At 42.6% G+C, this 24751-nt stretch carries 20 protein-coding genes and 1 pseudogene; 9 read left to right on the top strand and 12 right to left on the bottom strand.

The genetic code is table 11. The features are described 5' to 3' along the window. Nucleotides 1-173 precede the first annotated feature (173 nt). Entirely contained in the window at nt 174-422 is a 249-nt protein-coding gene (locus tag AC51G0_RS24115) for a YciI family protein (RefSeq protein ID WP_496302082.1), read from the bottom strand. A gap of 407 nt (nt 423-829) precedes the next feature. On the opposite strand from AC51G0_RS24115, the gene AC51G0_RS24110 reads away from it, so the two are divergent. The 3 genes from AC51G0_RS24110 (at nt 830) to AC51G0_RS24100 (ending at nt 3665) form a co-directional block, all read left to right on the top strand. Then, a complete protein-coding gene (locus tag AC51G0_RS24110) occupies nt 830-1432 on the top strand; it encodes a response regulator transcription factor (protein WP_496302081.1) in 603 nt (200 codons plus the stop codon). Between the two features lie 3 nt (nt 1433-1435). Continuing rightward, nucleotides 1436-2503, top strand: coding sequence for a sensor histidine kinase (locus tag AC51G0_RS24105; protein ID WP_496302080.1), 1068 nt, complete (start codon nt 1436-1438; stop codon nt 2501-2503). Between the two features lie 67 nt (nt 2504-2570). After that, nucleotides 2571-3665: a sensor histidine kinase gene (locus AC51G0_RS24100; protein WP_496302079.1), complete on the top strand. Its 1095-nt coding sequence runs from the start codon at nt 2571-2573 to the stop codon at nt 3663-3665. 1 nt (nt 3666) lies between these two features. Here the strand turns inward: AC51G0_RS24100 and AC51G0_RS24095 are convergent, their stop codons facing one another. Both AC51G0_RS24095 and AC51G0_RS24090 read right to left on the bottom strand, forming a co-directional pair. Beyond that, nucleotides 3667-4374, bottom strand: coding sequence for a response regulator (locus AC51G0_RS24095; RefSeq protein ID WP_496302078.1), 708 nt, complete (start codon nt 4372-4374; stop codon nt 3667-3669). Next, entirely contained in the window at nt 4367-6004 is a 1638-nt protein-coding gene (locus AC51G0_RS24090; protein WP_496302077.1) for an ATP-binding protein, read from the bottom strand. Before AC51G0_RS24090 ends, AC51G0_RS24095 begins: the two co-directional genes overlap by 8 nt. A gap of 689 nt (nt 6005-6693) precedes the next feature. Here AC51G0_RS24090 and AC51G0_RS24085 point away from each other — a divergent pair. Then, complete coding sequence (locus AC51G0_RS24085; RefSeq protein WP_496302076.1) at nt 6694-7155, top strand: DUF2141 domain-containing protein; 462 nt, start codon at nt 6694-6696, stop codon at nt 7153-7155. 401 nt (nt 7156-7556) lie between these two features. Here the strand turns inward: AC51G0_RS24085 and AC51G0_RS24080 are convergent, their stop codons facing one another. The 5 genes from AC51G0_RS24080 to AC51G0_RS24060 all read right to left on the bottom strand — a co-directional run bounded on the left by AC51G0_RS24080 (nt 7557) and on the right by AC51G0_RS24060 (nt 15257). Beyond that, nucleotides 7557-9143 carry a phytoene desaturase family protein gene (locus AC51G0_RS24080; RefSeq protein ID WP_496302075.1) on the bottom strand — a complete coding sequence of 529 codons (1587 nt, stop codon included), beginning with the start codon at nt 9141-9143 and terminating at the stop codon, nt 7557-7559. 38 nt (nt 9144-9181) lie between these two features. Continuing rightward, complete coding sequence (locus AC51G0_RS24075) at nt 9182-12331, bottom strand: efflux RND transporter permease subunit (RefSeq protein WP_496302074.1); 3150 nt, start codon at nt 12329-12331, stop codon at nt 9182-9184. A gap of 3 nt (nt 12332-12334) precedes the next feature. Continuing rightward, nucleotides 12335-13426, bottom strand: a complete 1092-nt coding sequence (locus tag AC51G0_RS24070; protein WP_496302073.1) for an efflux RND transporter periplasmic adaptor subunit — start codon at nt 13424-13426, stop codon at nt 12335-12337. 141 nt (nt 13427-13567) lie between these two features. Further along, a complete protein-coding gene (locus AC51G0_RS24065) occupies nt 13568-14554 on the bottom strand; it encodes a DUF2860 domain-containing protein (RefSeq protein WP_496302072.1) in 987 nt (328 codons plus the stop codon). Nucleotides 14555-14693: 139 nt separating this feature from the next. Then, nucleotides 14694-15257, bottom strand: coding sequence for an outer membrane beta-barrel protein (locus AC51G0_RS24060; protein ID WP_496302071.1), 564 nt, complete (start codon nt 15255-15257; stop codon nt 14694-14696). 481 nt (nt 15258-15738) lie between these two features. Here AC51G0_RS24060 and AC51G0_RS24055 point away from each other — a divergent pair, with 481 nt between their 5' ends. Together AC51G0_RS24055 and AC51G0_RS24050 are read left to right on the top strand one after the other, a co-directional pair. After that, the gene (locus tag AC51G0_RS24055; protein WP_496302070.1) at nt 15739-15897 is read left to right on the top strand and encodes a hypothetical protein; all 159 of its coding nucleotides are present in this window, start codon (nt 15739-15741) and stop codon (nt 15895-15897) included. 521 nt (nt 15898-16418) lie between these two features. Then, a complete protein-coding gene (locus AC51G0_RS24050; RefSeq protein WP_496302069.1) occupies nt 16419-16580 on the top strand; it encodes a hypothetical protein in 162 nt (53 codons plus the stop codon). Nucleotides 16581-16956: 376 nt separating this feature from the next. On the opposite strand, the pseudogene AC51G0_RS24045 reads toward AC51G0_RS24050, so the two are convergent. Next, nucleotides 16957-17185, bottom strand: a pseudogene (locus tag AC51G0_RS24045) (ATP-binding protein); the annotation flags it as partial. A 368-nt stretch (nt 17186-17553) separates the two neighbouring features. Between AC51G0_RS24045 and AC51G0_RS24040 the strand changes: the two are divergent. Next, complete coding sequence (locus tag AC51G0_RS24040) at nt 17554-18153, top strand: response regulator transcription factor (protein ID WP_496302068.1); 600 nt, start codon at nt 17554-17556, stop codon at nt 18151-18153. Between the two features lie 68 nt (nt 18154-18221). After that, a complete protein-coding gene (locus tag AC51G0_RS24035; RefSeq protein WP_496302066.1) occupies nt 18222-18854 on the top strand; it encodes a TetR/AcrR family transcriptional regulator in 633 nt (210 codons plus the stop codon). Nucleotides 18855-19061: 207 nt separating this feature from the next. Here AC51G0_RS24035 and AC51G0_RS24030 read toward each other — a convergent pair whose 3' ends face one another. The 3 genes from AC51G0_RS24030 to AC51G0_RS24020 all read right to left on the bottom strand — a co-directional run bounded on the left by AC51G0_RS24030 (nt 19062) and on the right by AC51G0_RS24020 (nt 23129). Then, nucleotides 19062-20015 carry an alpha/beta hydrolase gene (locus AC51G0_RS24030; protein WP_496302065.1) on the bottom strand — a complete coding sequence of 318 codons (954 nt, stop codon included), beginning with the start codon at nt 20013-20015 and terminating at the stop codon, nt 19062-19064. A gap of 180 nt (nt 20016-20195) precedes the next feature. Beyond that, complete coding sequence (locus AC51G0_RS24025) at nt 20196-21332, bottom strand: ABC transporter substrate-binding protein (protein WP_496302064.1); 1137 nt, start codon at nt 21330-21332, stop codon at nt 20196-20198. Nucleotides 21333-21344: 12 nt separating this feature from the next. Beyond that, complete coding sequence (locus AC51G0_RS24020; protein WP_496302063.1) at nt 21345-23129, bottom strand: adenylate/guanylate cyclase domain-containing protein; 1785 nt, start codon at nt 23127-23129, stop codon at nt 21345-21347. A 210-nt stretch (nt 23130-23339) separates the two neighbouring features. Here AC51G0_RS24020 and AC51G0_RS24015 point away from each other — a divergent pair, with 210 nt between their 5' ends. Further along, complete coding sequence (locus tag AC51G0_RS24015) at nt 23340-24674, top strand: ABC transporter substrate-binding protein (RefSeq protein WP_496302062.1); 1335 nt, start codon at nt 23340-23342, stop codon at nt 24672-24674. The last annotated feature ends 77 nt before the right edge of the window (nt 24675-24751 follow it).

Here is a 24751-nt window from a genome sequence, read left to right as displayed (position 1 = left end):
CATCAATCAGCTAGAATCAGACATTCAAACTGACCCAACTCAGAAATTTGATCATATCTGCTGCCGGCTTAGGCAAAGCGATAGACTGATCACAGTTACTGGAACACAAGTGGTTGGTAGCAGTGTAGAACAAATCAGCCCCCCCAATACCAGATTAAAACTTTGCGGAAAAACTACACCTGTTCTAACAGAAAGTTATTGTCAGGATTGGCTGGCTGTATTTCCCTAATTTCTACATTCCGGTAGTAGCTCACTTTATAAAATGGGTCGTTAGATACGATATCTTCTGCTTGTTCACGTGTCTTACACTCCAATACCATGAGCGCAGAGCCGTCAGTACAAGGGCCACAATACTTCAGGCTGCCCTGATCCCATTTCGTTCTCAGATAATCAACATGCCCATTGATGAGAGCCTCGTTCATAAGCTCTTTATTCTTATCAGATAACAACACCACAAAGTTTTTCACTTTATACCCTTTAGACAACAAAATACTGTATAAGTATACAGTCGCCTTTCATATAAGCACACTCCAGCTGACCGATAAATGTCACATTTTCAGAAGGTTTTCATCCGTCGAGTGTTATGAGCCCTAGAACAGTCAAAGAGTCGTCAAATAGCCAATAGCAACAGTCTCCGTCTACATGACAACTCAGTATTTGAGCGATGTGGATATCCATTGTTTTATTCATGCTCCGAATTCACTTCAAATTTAACATTGTGATGACGAATGGAAAATTTGTTATCATCAGATAACGTAAATAACAGCAAAATATATACAACCGAGCTTATATACGGTTAGGTGAAATATTCACTCTTAGGAAGAGTAAAATGGTAAGAATAATGCTGGTTGAAGACCAAACAATGTTACTAGGCACGATGGCAACATTGTTGGATATGTATGATGATTTCTCTGTCATAAGCAAAGCTAAGGATGGCGTTGAGGCGATAAACTGCCTAAAAGACAACCCTGTCGATATTATAATTACCGACTTAGAAATGCCCAATAAGACAGGGCTTGAACTAGCCGAAGACGTTAAACAACACTACCCAAACATTAAAGTTATTGTGGTTACTACATTCTCACGAAGTGGCTACTTGAAAAGAGCACTGGATTGCGGTGTAAAAGGCTATTTATTGAAAGATTCCCCTTTCGAAGAATTAGTGGATACAATTCAGCGAGTTCATCAAGGCGAAACAGTTGTTGAATCAAGCCTAGCTATTGCTGCGTTGACTGATAAGGATCCCCTTACAGACAAGGAAAGAAAAATATTAAGGCTTGTGGGAAATAACCTATCCAATAAAGAAATTGCAAGCACACTTTTTTTAGGTGAAGGAACGGTCAGAAATTATATCTCAATCTCAATGAGCAAGCTTAATGCATCAAATCGAGTTGACGCGTTTAGAATTGCAAAAGAAAATGGATGGTTATAACGCATGCTTAGTTCGCTGGATTTAGACAAAAAATTATTAATGATTTATATCAGCGAAATGGTCACTTTAATCCTTCTTTTAATTCTAAGTATAATATTAATGCCATCTAATGATGGCATGCTTGGACTATATTCATACTGTATAATTTCAGTCATCTATTTCGCTTACAAAATAGTAGGATCAAATGACCTTGGAATCATGTTTTATAGTCTTGGAATTTTGATTATTTCATCGACTCTATTTCATTTTAACATCAACACATTTCCGATGTTTTTTTGTGCCGTTTTACCAGTCACACGACTCAACAAAAGGTATCTACGCTTCCTAGCTTGCTCATTGATTATATTATCTGCCATATTACAAGCGGTTTACTTGAATATCTTCAATGGTTATATTGCTGTTTTTGTTTTAGGTGTTATTACGACTTTAATTATCGAAACGGCTTATATTCACCAGATAAAGCAAAAAAATGACTTAGTATTAGGTGCAGCAAAAGTCGATCACCTGGCTAAAATAGCTGAAAGAGAACGAGTCGCTGAAGATCTTAGTGATGATTTACTAGGTTTTTTTGACACCATTGACGAGTTAAGTAATCAATCTATAAAGAGTATTAATCGCCATAGTGACGAGGCAGAAGCAAACATTAAGAGCATTCAAACTCTAACTCGGGAAACCTTATCTAAAGTCAGACGAATCGTAGTAGATTATCGGCAAGGAACAGTTCAAAGAACACTTCAGGATAGTGATACTCTGTTGAGTGAACATGGTATAAAGCTGGAAATCAACCTAGATATCCCCCCCATCAGACCAGAAATAGAAAGACATTTATCAGGGATAATATCAGATGTATTTAACATACTAATATTTATTCCTGAATGTTCAAACATAAAATTAAAGATCTCTTCGTCGCACAATCGGATTTTATGCACATTCAATACCGATAGAATTATAGATAGAACTTCAAAAATTCATAAAAAAATTGACGCACTTAAAGAAAACAACAAGCCCGTGGATTTTACTCTTCATTGTAGTGATTTATTAAGATTAAATGTTGTTTTTCCTATCAACTAATTCATCCTACTTACAATAGACATATCGTCATTACGGAAGTTAACAACAAAAATGGAATATAAATAGCATGACAATTTTAAGACTTATTCCAAGCAAAGATTTATTCAACGAATACAGACTGATGTATTTAACTCTATGCTATTTATCTTTTTACATTGCCTACTGTTTGTTTTGGCCAATATCACCTACAGAAAAGTATTTTTCTATATCTGCAATAATGATTTTTTTACTTTGCTTTCTTAATGTTTTTCATACTAAGAAGTCATATCGTTGGATACATGTAATACCCGTATTTATCATCGGTGTCGTTGGGGCTACATATAACTTCTGGGGGGGAATGTTTCTTCTATATTCAGCAATAATGCTAGGGCTGGTCGTTCAAAAACATATACTGTTAACAATGTACTCGATCATGATTACCATTGTGGCAGCAGAACTTATTATCTTGGATTACCATTGGGTTTCGATATTGCTCATTTTACTTGAAATTACCCTTTTCACTGTCGTCAGTAAATATCGAGCCGGTTCAAACTTAGATTACTTCAAACTCAAACAGCAACATAAGAACTTCAAATATATGGCAACGCTTGTTGAACGTGAAAGAATTTCTCGGGACTTGCATGATCTAATTGGCCATTCTCTATCAATGATAGTTATGAAGTCGGAGCTAGCAATCCGTCTACGCTCTATTGCTCCTGAAAAATGTCAATCTGAACTTCTCGATATTGCAGCCATCGCCGAGAAAGCCAAATCAGACGTGAATAGTGCTATTTTAGGCTATCGCTCTAAGGGACTGATCTTTGAAATTAACAATGGAGAGAAAATGCTCAAAAGCTCTGGTATTACGACATCAATGAAAATTGATAAACTCTCTATTAACTCAAAACTAGAAACAGCGCTGTCATTGATATTCAGAGAAATAGTAACAAACATAATTCGTCATTCTAGAGCGAGTCATGTTTCTATTTCTTTGGTTAATGAAGAAACAGATCTGGTCTTAGTCGTTCAAGATAATGGTATAGGAATTAGTCATAATGAAGGTTCGGGAATTATTGGAATGAGGCACAGAGTTACAGAGTGTAATGGTAGCTTTCTCATCATTAACAACGCTGGCGCCATGATTAAAATCCAAATCCCCCTACCAATAACATCTTCAAATTGAATCACCATCCGCTTGGAACAAATAAATATCCTTTCGAGCGAATTGTTTTCAGCCTAAATGGGTTTCGGCCATTATCACCTAGTTTCTTCCTAAGCTGGCTAATATAATTATCAACACTACGCTCTACGCCGTCGTAGCTGTATCCCTTGGTTTTTTCGATGATCTCCTCACGAGAGAGGATCTGTCCTGCATGGTGTGCGAGTAGCACCAACAGATCGTATTCTCCATCGGTGAGTTGTACATGGGCTCGATCTAGAGTTACGGTTCTCTTGACTATATCAATGTGCAGTATACCAAAAACAAGTGTGTCATTTGACTGCTGGATAGCATTCAGCGGTTCGACAGAATGACCTCGCCTTAAAAAAGCCTTAATCTTCGCTAACAATAACCGAGGTTTTACTGGTTTTAGCAAATAATCGTCGGCTCCAATTTCAAGCCCCACAACCTGATCAATTTCCTCCTCTCTGGCAGTAAACATCAATATGTAACCGTTATAAAATGGTCTGACTTCTCGACAGACCGTTAAGCCATCCTTCTCCGGCAACATAATATCAAGAATGACAAGCTCAGGATTCCAACTCAATATTTTACTAACAGCCTGATTTCCGTTAGATACCGTTTCGACCTGATAGCCTTCGAAAACCAAATATTCACAAATCGACTCTGCAAGCGGTGCATCATCTTCAACAATCAGTATTTTATTATTCATTTTCTTCCAAACCTTTAACCCACAGCGGAGATTGTTTTGGCCAACTAAGGATAAAGCATGCCCCACCAAGAGATGAAGAGCTCACAATGGCATTTCCTTCATGCCAATCCATTATTTGCTGAACGATGGATAGCCCAAGCCCTGTTCCGCCTGTCTGCCGATTACGGCTTTCATCCTGACGGTAAAATGGTGCAAACACTTTCTTACGATCATCGAGTTCAATTCCATCACCGTCATCTTCTACCCATAGCTGCCAATCGGTCGGGGTTTCATGGTGACTGATTCGGATACTTGACCGTCCGTAAGCAATCGCATTACGTACTAAATTGCTGAAAGCCCGGCTCATATAAAATCGCTCAAAGGTAGCAGTACGAGTCTCGCTTTCGAGTAAGACTATATCCTTCTCAAGGCTGTTTGTTCGCCAAGGCTTCAATTCCTGTTCTAACCAGTGGTTAAGCTCGGCCGTTTCAAATTCAAGTTTGGGTGCTTCTCGGTTAAATCGAGCATATGTCAACATCTCCGAAACCAGGGAATTTAACTCATTCAACGATGACTCAATATGATCAAGCTGCTTTAGCTGATACGGATTGCTTGAGCTATTTCTAAGTAATTCAACATTAAATTCGATGCGAGCTATCGGGGTACGCAACTCATGAGAAACGGCATTAGTTAAATTCTTATGGGATGAAATCAAGCGCTGAATTTTCTCGGCCATCGTATTGTAAGTCTGAGATAAGTGGTTCAATTGACTAAATCGATATAATTTAGCTCGTGTTTCAAATCGGCCTTGCCCAAATAAAGAGGTGGCATCTTTAAGTGCACGCATGGAACACCATGCAGGCAGCAGCCATATTACAATGGGGATAAGAAGAAACAGCCCGAATATCAGATAATACAAGCTAAACACAAAGTTCATAGATGTCTTCAAGCTATCCGTCACAGGGCCAAGCACTATCGCTTTGTTACTACTCCCAATACGCTGCATGATCATATCGGCAGGATAACCTATGAATTCTGAATACTCTGTTGAGACACTCATCAGTTTGCCAGCTATTAAGCCTGCGATGTTCTCCTCCTCATAATCCAGCTCATTGATTGCAACAAGTGAGACAGGATATTTGAAGGCAGTACCGACTGATTCAATAATGCCAGGCCAATCACTTTCCGGCGCCTGACTAAGTCGGCTTTGAAGCACAAAAAATGTACCCATCGTATAGCGTTGAGCCTTAGAGACAAGATGCGCAGGTTGAGCATCGGTATTCACAAAAACCAGTAACTCTTCTGAGTCGATACTTTTATATACCGAGTCGGTATGTGGATCGCCTAGAGTTCCCCCCATCTCCAACGTCTTTAGATCATCATATGAAAAATACTGACGATCAAACGGCTGTATTGCAAGAATAAAACCAAACTCAGTTCGTACCTGATCGAGATATGCAGCTCGTTGTTCTGTTGGTAGCTCTTTTAATTCTTCACTGAGCAAATCTATGGCGCCAGAAGCCAAAACCTCAAGTTCCAACTGTCGGGCAGGATAAAGCACCATGTCTTGAAAAGCTGGAAAAACAATGAGCTGGATAGTCGCCACTGATGAAATAACAAGGGCTGAAAGCATTAAAAGAGCTTGTTTCATATATCTAACCACGCCTAGCGGTATTCATTTAAACTTATCATATGTCGATAACATTGCTATCAAGTTGTGTTTTGATTCCGCCATGTTTTATCCGGAATTGTCGGGAACTGTCGTTACACCTGAATATATTAAATGAGTTTTAAAACTGACAAGTTGCTATTACTCGGTATAATGTGTTTTCTGAAAACTCAATAACAATTACTGTCTCGTTTGAAAGTATGTTCATTCACAATGAAGTTAACATCTTAGTTGAATCTTACAGCTTCAATTTCTTCGATGACTTAGACTTGGGTTCACTCTTATCTTTGTTGCATGTAGATCCACAATACCCATCAAGAAACTTTTTCTTAACTTGAATTAAAATTTCCTGTGCTTTGTTCTTATATGAAATCTCCATATTACCTCACATACAGAGCTTGTGTATAACCCCAATAAAACTGAATATCTAGGGTTAATGAACATACACATTACATCTTATTTCTCAACCTTTGAAAAGAGCCTTATAGCACTAATAAACCATGACATTTGTCATTTTTTTAAAACACCGGAACTAGTATAACGCAACTTAATAAGTTTAACCTAGCCACCTTTATTAAAGGAAATATATCTTTGCATTATTTTCAAATTTAGAGTAATACAGTATTATCAATAAAAATTCATTTTCACTTCACCGAAAATAGAGGATAAAAATGAAAAACGCAATCATTTCAAGTTTGTTTTTTCTCACAAGTATGAGTATCGCTTCAGAACAAAATGAAGCATTAAATCTAGATAATATTGATTATAAAATAGAACTAGAGGTTGAAGTTAACGCCCTGAGGAACACTGCAGGTGTTGTGTTAATAGCACTTCATAATAATGGAGAAGGATTCCCAGGTTCAGGCGCTGTATATAATACTGTTATCACAAATTTAGCATCAGGAAAGCTATCAGCACGTTTTAACGCTATACCTATAGGAGAGTATGCCATAGCTGTCATCCATGATGAAAATACTGACGGTGATTTGGAAACCAACTTCCTTGGAATACCCACAGAAGGATACGGATTTAGCAACAATGTTACAGGTTCTCTGGGCCCTCCATCATATAAAGATGCAGCCTTTGTTGCTGACAAAACAACTAACAAGTTATCTATAGATATAGTTTATTGATGGGTCACTGATTTTTATAATTAACTCTCTGAAATTATATTTTATATGGCTTCAGCTATAGGATAAAAGAACAACGATGCTAGTTGTTCTTTTATCTCGCCATCATGTTACCATTAAAAATTGAGGGAGGCTAATTGGCTAAACCAACTGCATCATAATATGGTTATATTCTAGATTAAACGTTTCCTCACATATTTCAGCTTCCGACATTGACTACAACGGTAGACTTCATTAAATAAAATTTTGGTCCAAAAGGTACGTTTGACTCTCTTAAATTTACAGTTAGTACAGTCCATATAACTAACTTCCTCAAAATTAACTATTAATTAAAGACAAAATTCTAGCTATCCCTCATTACATCCAGAATACGAATGCTGTAGGAGATAAAGGTTCGTCGATACTTAGCTCTCAGAATGGCCGCTTTTCACAAATCGCGTTAGCACTGACAGCAGTGTCGGAACAGCCAGACTTCCTTGGCTTGCAACAGCGCCCATCGCACCGCCCATCATCGCTCCGACAACGCCAAGGCTAGCGACATCTTGCCCACTCAAGTAGAGGTTCTTAAACGGCGTTTTCGCCTTACAGTAGGCTAAGCGTTCCCGTCCAGGATAAAAAGGCACCCCATACATATTGCCAGCTGGGTGCTGAGTAAAAAACTCTAGACTCAACGGTGTTGCTAACTCTGTGTAACAAACGGCACCGCGTAATTGCGGATAATATTCACACACAGCATCGAGCATTTCTTGTGTTAGGTGTTGTTTGAGTTGTCGGTAGTCCTTGCCCCTTTTTTTCCATGCCGATCCTGCCCATTGCTTAAATAGATCTGGAGAGATGTTACACATTACTTCGGCAACATGATGATCCTGCTTATTATCTTTCATTGATGGAAAATTGAGAAAATAATAATTGAGATCGCTACTTAGTAATTTGTCATTGGCCTCATGGGGAATTATCCAATAATTACTGTTCTTAAAACCCAGCTCCTCAGGATTTCTATTCAATGCCAGATAGAGGCAAAGCATGCTGGTACCTCGAGGCTGTGATTCAAGTTGCTCAAACTGTGGCTTGTCGAGCAACTTGCGGTATGTGTTGTAAGAACCTGCATTGGATATTACCTGACTTACCGATATGCGGCGTGGTTGAGCTTTCGGAGTGTGGTAATGCTCGGTCAGATCCAATGCTATCACCTGTTTGCCTTCAGTGACTATCTTGTTAACCTTCACATTCGTAAAACACTCCCCGCCATGAGCCCGAAGTTCATGCAACAAGCATTGGGCTATTGCCTTACTCCCCCCCTCCGGATAATAAGCCCCCTTGAAATAACTACCCAAGACTAATGCATGAATCGCAAAACTACTCTGTTGAGGTGGCAGACCATAATCCCCCCAACGGGCAGCAATCAAATTTTTAAGTTCCGGGGAAGTAAACCTCTGCTCTAGGTACGTTTCTAGAGTCTGCTGCGCCTTTTCCTTACCAAACCAGTTAACGCCAAGTAATAATGGTATTCCTATAGATGGCACTAACTGAGTGACAAACTCCCGCCGCAGCCATTCCTGAGTATCATGTATGTCATTAAAATAGGTATCAATAGCCTGGTGTTCACTTGGAAATTTGTTTTTAAGATCCCTGCGGTAAGTACACATATCCTGTGCGACGTCAAACTGGGTATCTTGGAACCGGATCCTGTCGTAGTGCTTATCAAGTCGTCGCCACTTGAGTTGGTTGTTAGAGATATATCGACAAATAATCCCTTCCAGCTCCTGGCCCTGCAAATCACCAACATAATGAACGCCAACATCCCACACATAGTTCCCTTTGCGCTCAAAAGATTGGGTTTGCCCGCCAGCCGTCCAGTGTTGCTCGAGCAAGCAAACCCTTTTGTTATAAACTTTTGCCAACAGTAGTGCCGCTGTCATCGCACCAATACCAGAACCGATGATGTGTACATCAAAGGGATCACTCAAAACATCGCTTGGATTATGTAACATTGATACTCCATGATGGCAGGTTAAGCCAAATAATATATTTACGGCACACTTACTATATTTAGCTTTGGTTCTTTTAATTGAATATCGACCTCTAGGGGTAAAGGTTGCTGCTTTCTTTTCCGGTCTAGGCGGAGTGCAAGCAGGCAAGGGGTCAATACCAACGTGAGCACCGTTGCAAACGCAAGTCCCCCGGCGACAGCTGACGCTAGCTGAACCCAAAATTTTGAAATGGGAGCACCGAACTCAATGCTTCGGTTAAAGAAATCGAGGTTCATCTCTAGTACCATCGGCATCAATCCCAAAATCGTCGTTACCGTTGTCATGAGCACCGGCCGCAGGCGCTCTGCCCCAGTTCTGAGGATCGCTTCCATCGGTGCTACCCCTTGCTTGCACAGTACATTAAAGGTATCAATGAGAACGATATTATTATTAACAACGATGCCCGCAAGGGAAATAACCCCAAGGCCTCCCATTACAACCCCAAAGGCTTGCTGAGTAAGTAATAACCCCAGGAAAACACCAACGGTAGAAAAGAGTACCGCACTGAGGATCAAGAACGCCTGATAGAAGGAGTTAAACTGGGTGATCAGTATCAGAGCCATTACAGCCAGGGCGACAGCGAAAGCCTGTATAAGGAAAATCTCAGACTCCTTTTGATCTTCATTCTCTCCCCTTAGCTTCAGGGCCACTCTGTGATCCAATCCTAGTGTTGGCATTTTTTCCATCAGTCCGGGCAGGACATTATTCAGGTTATAGCCGGGTACCAAATCCGCTTCAAGCGTGACCACCTGACGACTATCAACCTTATTGATTGTCCCCTGTTTGTTGGCAGCCCTGAGTTCAGTAAAATTACTGATAGGAACCTGCCCGGTCGATGTCTTTAACCTAAGTTGCTGCAAGCTATCGACATGGCGGTATTCCTCGGGAAACCTCACCTTGATATCCAATTCATCATCGACATCATCAGGCCGGAAACTACCAATCCTCAATCCTGTTGTCACAAACTGGACATTGGCCCCGACAAGTGCGGCATCTGCGCCAAAACGAGCCGCCTTCTCTCGGTCAACCTTAATCTGCCACTCGATACCGGGCTTGTTACCATTATCTGTAATATTGGTAAACGCGGGATGCTGCTCCAGTTCCGCTTTCACTTTCTCCAACGCTGGCTGTAATAACTCAGGGAAACGCGAACCGATCTCCAACTGGAACGGTTTTCCTGATGGTGGCCCGTTACCATCTTTACGAACCTCTAGCTTAATACCGGCCAGATGTTCCGTACGTTTAAATACCTCGGTAGTAATATCATCAATATTGCGACGCCCTTGCCAGTCCGTCAGGTTGCCACGGATATGGCCAACTTTATTTTCCCCCCCAGTCTTGCCATACAGGGTTTCAATTTCTTCCATCCCCAACAGTTGTGCCTCGACTTCCTGCATTACAGCGTCTTTTTCGAACACAGAGAGATCGCCCTGCGAACGTACCGTTATATTGAAAGCCCCCGTATCAGTTTCAGGAAAGAACTCAACCCCCTTACCAAACATACCGAAAGCCATGAATACTAAGGTAGAAAATACCAGCGCGGCACCAAGGCTCAGCCAAGGCCTGTATATTGCGATTTTCAACGTTCTCACATACAAGCCAGTGAACCCGTTGAACTTTGTTAGCTCACCCTGCTCGGCAGCACTAAACGGCTCTTTTACAGTAGATGCAATCAACCTCGGCTTACCAAATATGGTGCCGAGAGTCGGAACAAAAATTAATGCCATAACCAATGAGGCACTGAGGGTAAATATCAGCGTCAACGGCAGATACTTCATAAATTCACCCATCAGCCCAGGCCAAAATAACAATGGGGCAAATGCTGCTAATGTCGTTGCTGTTGATGCGATAATCGGCCATGCCATACGATTAGACGCTTTACGATAGGCCTCTTTTCTATGTGCTCCTTCACTCATCTCACGATCGGCAAATTCTGTCACAACAATCGCACCGTCAACTAACATACCGACAGCCATGATCAGTCCAAATAGCACCATCATGTTCATCGTCATACCGAAAGCAGATAGAACCAGAATGCCGGTGAGAAAAGAGCCTGGGATAGAGATGCCCACTAATGCAGCGCTACGAACCCCCAAAATGGCAATGATCACAATCACCACCAGCAGTACTGCCGAGGCAACGTTGTTCTGAAGATCTGCCAGCATGTCTTTAACGTTTTCAGACGTATCGCCAGTAAAGTCCACCTGGACATTAGAGGGCCACTGCTTTGACTCTTCGGCTACAATATCGCGAACCTGATTGACCGTTTCAATCGCATTCTCTCCTGCTCGCTTTTTTACCTCTAGCGTAATGGCCGGTTTTCCATTTAGCCGGGCAAACGAGTTAGGATCGGCAAAGACACGGCGTATTTCGGCAATATCCCCAAAGGTGATCACCCGATCACCATCGACCTTGACAGGCAACGAAAGCACATCAGAAATACTCTCGAATACAGAAGGCACCTTAATAGGAAAGCGCCCTTTGCCATTGTCCATATTTCCAGCGGCTACCAAACGGTTGTTTCGCGACAGTAAGTTATAGATAGCTGCCTGATCAAGGTTGTAGCTTTCCATCAACAAAGGGTCGACTAGAATCTCGACCATTTCATCTCGGTCACCACCGATATCAACTTCCAATACCGCCTGTAAGGTTTCTAGCTTATCCTGTAATTCCCGAGCCATCATAATCAGCGTGCGCTCGGGCGCAGACCCAGATAACACCACCGTCACAACAGGAGCCCAGCCAGCCATAGTGATCTCATGCACTGTCGGATCATCGGTTCCGGCAGGGAGTTTACCTTTTGCTAGATCAGTCTTTTCACGTACATCGGCTAATGCCTGCTTCTGATCTACATCCAGCTGAAATTCTAGGAATATTGACGCATGCCCTTCTATGGCAGAGCCCTTCATCTCTTTCAGCCCCTCCAATCCCTGTAATTCTTGTTCCAAGGGACGCAGCAGCATTCTCTCCGCATCTTCAGGTGAAATTCCATTATGTTCTACGGCAACATAGACATAAGGAATAGGGATATCGGGATCAGATTCTTTAGGGATCGAGAAATAACTAACTGAACCAGCCGTGAGCAACAGCAACAGCAATACAACGACGGTACGCCCCCGACTGAGGGCGGCATCAATAACATTCAACATAGCTTAGTTCCCCACCTTGGTGACCTTGACACGATCTCCGACCTTTACAAAACCTTGGCCAAGGACAATGATCTCTGCATTCTCAGTGAAACCTCCAAGCCACGCCCCGTCTTTCTCTGTTTTAACGAGATCAATCGGATGGAAATTAACCACACCATCGATTACTGTCTTAACACCAATATTGCCTGTTTCATCCAGTGCCATCACCGAAGGTGATACCTTGATAGCCCGCGTTTCTTCCAGTGGTAAACTTAGCTCGGCACTGACTCCAGCCCAGAGGGTAAAATCGGGATTAGGTATACTGACTTCAATTTTAAAGGTGTTGGTTTCGGCGTCTGAAATTCGCGAGATATACCGCAGCTTGCCATCGACAAGCTGATCGTTTAGCAAGCGAACTGTGGCTGTCTGGCCTAGATAAATGGCATAAATATCTTTTTCGGTTACATCAGCCCTAACGATCAAGGGATCAATATCAGTAATGCGTGCCACTGCAGTCCCTACTGAAACAAAATCCCCCTCTTCTACGAAGCGTTCGTTGAGTATCCCCGCCTGCGGCGATCTAATTTCAGTTTTGCCGAGCAAACGATGTAATCTGGCCAATTCAGCGCGAGCTTGTGTGAGTGATGCTTCAGCTTCAGCCAGTCGAACCTTCCCCTGAAACCCTTTCGCATTAAGCTTCTGAATACCATTGAATTCTACCTCTCTTTGCTTGAGGCGATCCTGAGCGTACTCAAGCTGCTTAGGCAGATCATTCTTGTCAATTCGAGCTATCAAATCGCCTTTCTTCAGAACACTGCCGCGTTGCGCCACAACCTCAATGACCTGTCCGACGACCTCAGCCGCTACAGTAGCGGAGCGATCAGGTTCAGTACGGCCATACAGAATCACATTTCGGGCAACAAGCTCAGTATTAATTTCTTTCGTTCGTACACTAGGAAAAGCTCTAAGAGGCTTTTCTACCTCGGGAGCACCTATTGCTTCAACCTGTGATATTTGGCCTGATGCCATCCAGGCAACAATAAGTAATGTCAGAGCGGCAGCAAGCAAATAGGGCTTAGCTGCCAACTTGGCAGATAATTGAGATAAAATTGGCAAGAGCAACTCCTTGGTATTTATTAATGGCTAGCGATCGCTTCTTGGTACCCTTGCTCAATTAAGGAACCATCAGACTTTAAGAATCAGCCAAAGTGGTATCAGGTAATAAAAACGTTGCTCGCCGGTTTATTAGGCACAAAATTAAAATTTGTAGTTCATGCCGACTAAAGCTAAGTAGCCCTTCTCATCATAGAATTCTATATTTGAGGCATTCTTGCCGTATCCTGCAAACGAAACAAAGGACCAGTCGTTCCAACCAAACACCGAGTTATACTCATAAGCGACAAACAAACCATAGCTGTTATCAGAACGAGTTTTATTAAAGAGTGGGTTGGTTGCATCATACGCGCTATGGCCATACCCGGCAGTTACGGCAAGTAAATGGCGCTCTATTAACTTATAATAAGTAAGCTCCCCTCTATATGAAGAGAAAGCCATCGCTTCACCATCTGCTAAATGCGAAATATAGGTAATAGATGGCACAAGTGCAGATGTTCGATCAAGTTCAGATTTGTATTCTGCTTTGATGTAAATACTGTTGCCGTTTCGATCAAGCAGCTTCTGCTCAGTCGCCGAAAGAACAGATCCTGACTTCTCCTCTTCAATATCTGTAGTGGCGAAGGCCAGATCGAGAGACAAACCGGTTCCTGCGATAGTACTGAGCTTGAAGCGGAATGCATCTGTTGATTGATCGGTAGTTTTCCTTTCGGTTCCCGTCAGGTAGGGATCTTCCCAAGTTTCGCCAGCCATGATGGATGGGACATAGGAAATACTCACTACGGTACCATAGGCGAACTCTTGGCTATAGCCGATCTCAAGGGCGAAATCGCCGACTGCAACATCATCCCGGGAAGTACCAATGTAGAATTGTTTATCTAAACCTGCGCCAAAGGTATATTGCAGACTACCAAAAGGAATGAATGCAACTTCACCTTCAGAGCTACCAGCTGTATTTAATTCACCGGTCTTAACTTTCTCACCGTCTGTATTGAAGTTAGATGTCGACGACATGTAGCCAGTGTTAATTGACACTTCACCACTAAGACCTTGTGTCTCAGCCAGCTCTGCCGATATCATTCCTGAATAAAGCAACGAAAGCGATATAACCGAATATGTTAGCTTTCCCATTATTTCATTTTCCTTTCTATTTAATACGACCAAAAAACAGGTCAAAAGACTTAGTTTTACTTTCAAAGTTCAATACAGTGTGCAAAATAGACCATTCTTTTATTGTATGAATCTCTTAACTCAACATTCCAGTTTTCATTTACCAGCTATAACCAAAAGTAAAACCTAAATGAGTACCACCTAGCTCAACTTCCTTGCCTGAAAATTCAGCTTCTGCTTTTGAGTACCGAGCTTCAATGCCAACATCAATATGCTGAGTAAATGTCCAGTAAATACCGGTGCCCAGCCAGTACCCTAATGCCGAATCTTTCTGAGTATGGCCAAAGTCTTTTTTCTCTCCCGATATATACGCTAAACCGGCAACATAGTAGGGATGAAGATTAGTTCCGTAGAAATCCCAAGTTCGCCTAAGCCCTAGAAGTAGTTCAGTCGTTGTTCCATTATTCTCTGTATAGCTCTGATTACTATTTTGTTCATCGTGCGCATCAGCCGACCAATACACACCAGTCGCGATACTAACAGGCCAACTGTCAGGTTTAATATCCAGCATAGCGCCTAGTTCAAGCTGTTCATCGAATGGTTTCCAAGGATTATCATCGAGTTTTTTCGTTCCCAAAAAACCACTAATCCTACTTGTAGAAGCTTCTACATTAAGGCAAGTTGTAGTGAGAAATATAGAAAGTACCGCTATAGCCTTATTCATTTCAATCCTTATCAATTCAAAAATGTAACACAATAAATATCTTATCTCCCTGCCGAATACGGGTAATATTACAGGCAAGAAAAACCAACTTCTATCTGACATTGTCTTAGATTGTCAGCTATTATCCACAATTATCACCAACGAAAAATCATCTATAAAATGAAACACAAGTTGATTTAAAATCAAACACTTAAAGTAACAGTGAAAATACTCGACTTGTTTTTGTTTCATTTGAAACATTCAATACAAACGCGAAAGATGATAATTCCACTCAATTCATTTTCATATTATGTTATGTATCCATTTATTAATGACATTTGTCACATTGACCTTATTACAAAATTCACTTATTTTAAATAAACCAAGGGTGTAACATTGTTTAAACATTGGAGGTTATTTATCAAAAGCTTTATAGATAATGTGACCATAAGATATAGGGTATGTTTTTATGATTGACGTGTAGGTCGAAAAGATAAACATAATGGCAATTGAACAATATCTCTTGAGTGACGATAAAGCAAAGATGATTACTACAGTTAGAAATAGAAAATACGCAGAAATTAAAGCTTTAAATATTAGCACCAAGTTTTATGAAGCAACGCAACAGATGTCTGGCAGTAAATTTATCTTCAAATTATAATTATTATTTAAATTTATAGGGATCAACAATGTTTTGTAATCACTCAACAGTATTCAGAGTAAAAAGAAAGTTATGGCAGCGTTTTTTCTATAAAGGCGTCTATCAATGTACAACATGCAAACAGATCATAAAATTATGAGCTGGACTATCTGCTACTCAGCCATAAAGGTTGACCAAAGATGACTATAAATAAAGTCTTAGTTTAGCGCGTTGAAAACCATTATCTTTCTATTCTTAAATTAGTCAAGTAGGATACACAAATGAAGACTGTTTATTTAAACGTGATTCGATATATAACAAAGCACTCAATTCTTTATGGTAAATTTAACAGCTACGCCATATATCATAATTACTTATCAGATCATTTAAAGAAAGATTTGGGTATATAAAAATTCACGAGTCATATCGAAAACTGGTTTTGTTAATAAAAAATAAATTTGTATCAACTACTTGCCCGTCAACTTTAGGTCCATCTCCTAACAACCATGACAAGAAATAGTCAGTCCGACTAAGGAGCCGTCATGTCACTAAAGGATAGTACTGACCTCTCCCCGATGGGATTTGACGAGTTCAACCGCCTCCTCGATGGTGAACCTTTCACAGAAACGGCCACCACCGATGGAGATGGAGATGGAGATGGAGAAACACATTGTAATCGTAATGTGGATACAGAAACAGAATAGCCAACAGATCGGTTACCAGACGATTAGAGAGCTCTCGCTATAAAGCGGTAGATGTTATATTTAGGAGAGTGACATCATGTTGCTTGATTCAATATGCTCTTCTTTTCACTGAGATAGTAAATTAATATTCCCTTGTTGTTAATATTCTTAATCATTACTTTATGAGGATTAGATTATTATCAGAGATAATTAATCGATTATTTCTCGAAAATTGAACCTTTATTTATAACCTGTGATAAATTTTCATCTACGTTTGATGAGCCACAGCCTGTGGCTTTTTTTTTGAAGAAAACATACTTACCGCACATTGAAATTTGCTCTTTAATCTCAAAGTCTATGAAGCTAAATATTTCACTCTTGCTCACTACTAACATGGTTAAAACCATCCCCATAGCCCTTTTACTCTTGACTTAAGTCGATAACTATCACCATTTATCTGCACTATGTGGGAATGATGCAATAAACGATCAAGCAGTGCTGTGAGTACGTTTGACCGTTGCAAGAAGGTTGGTTGTTCGCCACGATGATACTGGCTCGTAGCACTTTCCTATCACATTAAAGAACAAATTTGTTTCTTCTCTCCCGAAAGGTAAGGAGCCGGCCTCAGATTTTCTCTTGGCTCTATAACCAGAAGTGCCCGATAGTGTGCTCACTTCGAGCACTACATCCACCTCAGTAAATGAAAAACAGCGCTTGTCACTTAAAGATATCAGTAACATAGGTCTATTTAATTTCCGTAAGTATATTCACGGATTTGTGTATCCGCTCTTTATCAATGCAGTTCAACTTCTTTCATCTCCCATTATTGAATGGCGCAAAGTACGTGGCATGTGAGCTAGAGAGGTTACTTGTCCATAAAAGCTTTAGATCGACAAAAGAATTGAAAAAGGCAATAATGAATGTACAATTCATTATTGTACTCTATCAGTACCTCATCTTAAAACACAGTGTTTGTATCCAGTTGGGCAGTAACATGATTAAATTAATGATTGTTGAACAATATAACATCCTCGCAGATTCTCTAGCTAAATCACTGAATAGTCATGATAATTTCTTGGTTGTGAAAACTTGTACAGACACAGAAAGTGCACTTCTGTTCCTACAAAATAATGAGGTCGATGTAGTTATTACAGAATTGTTTTTTTGCGATGAAGGTGAATCGATAGTGAAGAAACTTAAGAGTAACCATGTTTCACCAAAAGTAATTGTTCTATCTAGGTTCGCTCAAAGTGGGCACATAAAGAAAGTTTTAGATGAAGGGGGCGATGGTTATATCTCGAAGTATTCTCCCTTTGAAGACTTAGTTAATGCTGTTGAAGATGTTGATAAAGGAGAGATAGCTATTGGTTCCAAATTGGCCATTACTGCTTTAAGAGATGAGGATCCGCTCAGTAGTACTGAAAAGAGGCTGCTTAGACTTGTTGGCCGCAACATGTCAAACAGAGAGATTGCAAGAGCGGTCTGTTTAGGTGAAGGGACAGTTCGCAATTATATCTCTGTTGCAATGAGCAAATTATACACAACAAATCGTGCTGCTGCATTTAAGAAAGCAAGACAGAGTGGTTGGCTGTAGCTCCTATTTGTTATAATAAACTAAAAGTGATAATTTCAGCATCTAATAGTACATTGGATACGTCTAGCATGGCTCAGGTATTAAAAGAAAGTGTTCGCCAGAGAATTTTGGCATCAGCTGAGATATTATTCGCAGAAAATTCATATTCAAAGACAACGATAGCCAACATCGCTAGGGACGCAAATATTGCTACCGGAAATGTGTACAGATATTTTAGTACAAAGAAGGCCATTTTTGATGCCGTGATCACAACAGAATTTGTGAAAGAGTTGGAAAGGTTAACACATCAGAGAGTTGAAGTTCTCAACCAAACTAGTGAATGGAGTGAAGTCTCTTCAATGGAAGAAGCAGCAGCAGGGCGCCTTCTTGCATTTTGGATAGCAAATAGAAAGAAAATGGTGATCCTTTTATCTGGCTCCATGGGAACAGAATACGATAACTATCAGCAGAACTACATAGATTCCATGTATGAGCAGTCAATTAAGAACCTGCCTAATTTTCGTCCTGATATTGCTGATAACGAAATTTTTCGATTCACCTTCAGAAAACAGCTATCAGATACAGTTTCGGGCATCGCACTAATATTAAAAACTTTTGAGAGCGAGAAATCTATCATTGAGGCATTCTCCTCAAGTTGGGCATACCAAGCTGCAGGTATTCAGTCACTGATTGAGTGGCATACAACTGATCGGAAAGAATAAAAACAGCTTACAAACGTATCACCACCAATCACAACGTCCAATCCACCATTAATAGATAGTAATGGACCACGGCTCCATTTGCGGCATATACAGCACTGGCATGACACGACATGTAACTTTGCGAATGTAGCCTCATGGTCACTTTTCCACAGAGGCAACTGCCAGAGGCTGGTTGTTGCTCACTCACACGTTGCTCCTTATACCCAATTAATCACTAAGGCGGTGGTTTAACCAGCCTCCGACAAAATCATCAGCCACAAGGATTATCGAGAAATGATTTTGATCGTCCACGAGCAAGATATCACTGTCTGCTTGCTTGCTCTGATATTGTTTTACAAAATCGACTGTCTTCTGAGCATCAAATGCTTCATCTTTTTGTCCCATCCAGACCCCGAAACTTGCTAGCGATGATATCTGTGTTTGCGGGTTATCTGGCGTCAGAGCATTTGCCATATTTACAGTGTTAAAGGCAACCAACTTGGGATTTTTATTTAGCACATCAATAGGATAACTAAACTTTACCGCTTTATCATGACCAGAGAAAAACCCACCGCTTATACTATTGATAATGAATGAGGAAGTTTTAACTTCAGTAAACTGATAATGGCTGCCTTCTTTGTCTGTTTCAGATTTATAGCCAAAATAAGGCGCGAGAAAACTATAACCCTCTACAGAAACTCGTTCTTCCCATGACGAGTAATTCAGCACTAATCCAGCACCGCTAGAATGCCCGCCGAGAAATACTTTTTTACCAGGATGCTTGGATTTCACATAATCAATCATATCGCTGATATCTTGCCAAACCCGTTGTTTCGAGGGGGCATCACCTCTGTCACCTTGAGAGTCACCATGCCCTCTAAGATCAGGAGTATAAACAGCGATATCATATTTACTATTAAGGCCAATGGCTAAGTGGTTATATAGCACACCACTATGAGCTCCACCACCATGATAAAAGATAAATACGGCTTTAGGGCTTGGTGGAACATAAGAGCGAACAGCCAACGCCAGATCATCTGAAGCCCTGATCGTGAAGCTATCAGCGAGCTCTACCGGTTTGGCTTGCTGTACTTCTTGAAGAGAAAAAAACGTTTCATTGTTATCACTACTTGCACAAACTGAAATACTCAGAAGAGCAAGGGAATAAAGTGCAGCTTTCATCGTAAATCCTTTTTCGGTTATCCAAATGTGAATACACAGTTCTTGTGCTTCCCATCTTCAAGCTGAAAGTACAAATAGGTGAAGTCCATGATAGTAAATAATGGCGAAGGTTGATGTGGCGTTATGTCTGCAATTATTGATGATATTTGTCACTTTGTTGTCAACTTGTGCACTCAGCCGTTACGGCTTGACCCACTGGTTAAATACAAACTCGCCTTCTATAACCTCAAGCAGTACTGCACTTTTAATTGGATCACCGGAATCACGAAACTCGATTCGCCCGGTGATCCCTTCATACCCTCCGAGTGTATTTAACGCATCACGAATGCCTTCCGGCTCTATACCACCATAACGTTTCGCCGCTTCAAACAACATTCCAAAAGCATCATAAGTCAGCGCAGACACATCGCTCGGATCTTTGTTATAGGCCTGACGGTAACGCGCTCTGAAATTCAACGCTTCGCCATCGGCTTTATCAACCGCATAGTGAGTACTGAAAAAAGCCCCCTCGAGCGCATCACGCTCAGCTTTAGAAATTTGGCTCCAAGTATCACTGCCAAGCAATTGGGCAGTGATACCCAACTTTCTTGCCAGGCGGGCTTGGCCCGGCACCTCGTTGTAATAATTTGGTAGAAATAGTACTTCAGGGGTTGCAGCCTGAATACGGCGCAATTGCTCTGTCACGTCAGGCGCATCACGGGTATATAGCTCAAAAGCCACGACTCTGCCCCCCACGGACTTAAAGGCGGCACGAAACACCTCAGCCAAATTGCGATTGTATTCACTGGAAACATCATATAGCACTGCTGCTTTTTTATATCCGAGCGTTTCATACGCAAACTTCGCCATTAGCTGGCCTTGAAACGTATCAACATAGGCAACGCGATAGACCCAACTTTTATTCCGGGTGGTTTCCGGGTTTGTCGACCAAGGGCTGATCAACGGGATTTTGGCATATTCTGCATACCTAGCTGCAGGGATCGCATTTCGGCTTGCCTGAGGGCCGACAATGGCACTGACATTCTTCTGGTTAATCAACCTCAGTGCGGCACTTACCGTTTGTTCGGGATTATCCTGATTGTCTTCTATAAACAACGCTACTTGATATTGCTTATTATCGATGATCAGGCCTCCGCTATTATTCACTTCCTGTACCGCCAGCTTGGCAGCTTCGACCGTTGCCAGACCCACTTCCGAAATCTGCCCGCTTATCGGTGCAATCAAGCCAATTCTAAGCTCTCTATTTTGTGCAGGCCGATCATCACAGCCACTCAGTAGTAGGCCTGCCATGATCAGCAAGGCGGTCATTAACTTCATACCCATTCCTTCTCAATTAATCGCTTCTTCCTTACGCCCTTTCAGCATATAGGTGTGCATCTCTCCTTTTCCTTTGATGACTATCATTCCGCGATCAGTAAACACATAATGGCCTTGTAAATGCCTGTATGTGGCTTCGGTGATCTGTATGCCCCCTTTCAACCCCTGTGATTCCATACGGGAAGCCGTGTTGACGGCATCACCCCAGATGTCATAGATAAACTTTTTCGTACCAATCACCCCGGCCACCACCGGCCCGCTATTGATCCCAATTCGTATACTCAGCTCTTTATCATGCTTACGGTTGAAACACGCAATCACGTCCAGCATGTCGAGCGCCATCTCGGCAACCACCTCGGCATGATCATCGCGCGGAATAGGCAGTCCGGCTCCGACCATGTAGGCATCTCCCATGGTCTTAATTTTTTCCAATCCCCGACGTTCACTCAAGCGGTCGAACTCACAGAAGATCTCATTAAGCAAGCCCACTACTTCCGCCGCCGACAGCTCCGCTGACAGTGGTGTGAAGTTGACAATATCTGCAAACAAAATGGTGACCTCTGAATAACTATCAGCAATAGTACCTTCGCCATGCTTCAGGCGTTCTGCGATAGGTGCTGGCAGAATATTCAATAACAGGTGCTCAGATCTTTCCTGCTCCTCGGCCAAATCTTCCAGGGTGTTTTTCAACCGCCCGATCATATGGTTGAAGTTTTGTGCCAATAACCCTGTTTCATCCTGAGTCAGCACAGGAGCAGTCTGGGTGAGATCCCCTGCGGTGATTTTCAACGTGGTATCTGTCACCGCCGAAATAGGTTTTGTGATCCGAGCGGCGATTAAATATATGCCCACACTCAACAAGCCAACCGCCAGCAAGCCAACACCCAGGATCATCCCACCAAACCGATTGGCGGGTGCCAGAGCAACCGACGCTTTCACTTCAGAGATCAATGCCAATCCCAGGTTAGGAAGCCAGCGGTAGCTGCCTATCACGGGTACATTGGCATAGTTGTCATAGAGCCCTGCGCCGCTCTCTCCCTTCAGCGCTGCCTCAATACCCTGACTATGGACCCCTCGAGGATAGACTCCATCACCGAACCGTTCGGCAGAAATAAAACGGTTATGGGCATCGATTAGGTAGGCCTCACCGCTTTCCCCCAATCCGGTCCGACGGCTGACAATCTCAACCAACACTGACAAACGGATATGAGCAGCCAGAACACCCAGCGGCTCTCCTTTCGGACTAAGCAACGGGGTAGACACGGTTAAAGTAGGCACGGCGGTTCCCGGTATCGGGTATACCTTCTGCAAAACAGTCCCCTGACGTCCTTGGGTGAAATACTGATTGTTGAGCCGGTATTCTCCCTCATCAGACGGTTGGGTAGAGAAAAAAACCCTGCCACCAACCTGGGTCATCATGAAAATTTCAGTCAGATCCGATGCTGTTGCCGAACCATAATCAAGAAAGGTGGACAGAAACAGTACCTCAGCCAGCTTGAAATAAGCCCTCTTGTATGACGCGGTTCCTGGTTCTTCTGCTAATAAGGCATCAGCGGCGCTACGCAGCTCATCAAGTTCAGCAATGTTCCTCACAATCGTAACCTGCTCGGAAATATAGCGATCAATCTCGAACTCTTTATGCTCAGCAGTCACATCAAACTGCGCAATCGCCATCTCTTTTTGCGTTTCTGCAGCAAGAAAATAAGTCACCGACGCCAGCGCCACCACTACCAGTACTGACACCAACAAAAAGTAAGCAGTCATTCGGGCCTTCAGACTCTTTTGCAAAAGCCCCATTGAATCCCCCTGAAAACAAAAAGTGTTCCAATCAAAGTCAGTATAGACTCCCTGATTATCTCCCTTTCTCAATTACGTACTGGTTCTCCTCCAGCAACCGTCAGCGCTTAAGCTAACCTGAATAGATAGGTGATATCGCGCCGAATGCCTAAATCAACAAGAAATTCTGCAGGCAACACTTTGGCACCAATTATTATCTAGGGAAAAGCAATGACTCAGAACGTTAATAAAAGAGACTTGCAAGCGCAATTAAGCCCACTCAGCCGGCGGCGTATTCTCCGTACCGCCAGTGTGATAGGTGCGGCCGGAGCGCTTTCTTTGCTTGCTCCTGGGATCCTTCGCGCCCAAGACACCAATAGCCCCTTAATGATCGGAGCCTGCGGCCCCTTTAGCGGCCCGGCAAAACGTACGGGAGATGCTATAAAACAAGGGATCCTGATGGCACTTGAAGATGCCCGAACAGCCGGTGAAATCCCCGTTGCTATTGATGGTACGCTGCGTGATATTGATATTATCTGGGTAGACAGCCAGTCAAACCCTGCCAGCGCCGTCAAAGCAGCGACCGATGCCATTACCCACCAGAACGTGAAACTGATGATTGGTGGCTGGCACTCATCCGTCGCACTTGCGCTGATGGATGCCGAGGCGGATCTCAACACCATCCATCTCGGCCACCTAGGGGCTTCACAATATATAGCCGCCAAGATCAACGAAAGCCCCCAGCGATACCAAGGCTGGTTTAAAGGCTGGCCCTCCCCCACCAAGCTGGCCGGCCTATACGGCGAGCCGTTGAAGTACTTACTGGATCAGGGACTGTGGCAGCCTGCTAATAACCGTGCCGCAATCTTGGTGGAAGACAGTGCTTTCGGGCGAAGCTGGGGTGAAGCCCTGATGACCAGCCTGAAAGATGTCGGGTTTGATCCGCAGCCCTACGATGTGGCCGCATTGGACGAAACCGAGTTCACTCCGTTGCTGAATAAATACAAGTCCGAGCAAGCCTCGCTGGTAGCGATGACCTCGAGCGGTGATGTCGCCGTCAGCAACTTCGTCAGGCAGTTCAAAAAACGTGGCGTTAGAGCCTTGTTACTCGGGCACGGGCTACGCTGGTTAAGTAACTGGCACGCAATGACAGGTGATGCCTCGGACTTTGTGATCGCCATGGATTCAGCGATGCCTATCGCACTTTGGCAACGGTGGTGGGTCAGGCGATTTAAAGCCAAATATAACGAGGCCCCCAGTATCCCGGCAGCCGGCCTGCACTATGACTATACCCGGATGGCGATTAGGGCCCTCAATACAGCAAATACGTTGGATTTCAAGGCACTGACAGCGACCCTCAGCCAGCTCTCATACAAGGGGATCTGGAATTACTACCAATTCTCGACCGGCCCCGGGCCGCATGCGCTATCTGCCAACGAGGTCATGACAGGCCACTTTATGAAAGGCTTTTACCTCCCGATGGTTCAGTTATTCGGAGGGCAGGCAAAAATAATCTGGCCGATCAAATATGCCGAGCAGCGATTTAGGCAGCCTCCGTGGATCTAGGTTGGCTAACGGAATCACTTGTACCATCGCACGCGGCGATAGCACGTATGTAGCACTTATATAGTATCTGCACGGTC

This window comes from Photobacterium sp. HL06 (assembly GCF_059552575.1).
This window is presented reverse-complemented; position numbering and strand designations above follow the sequence as displayed.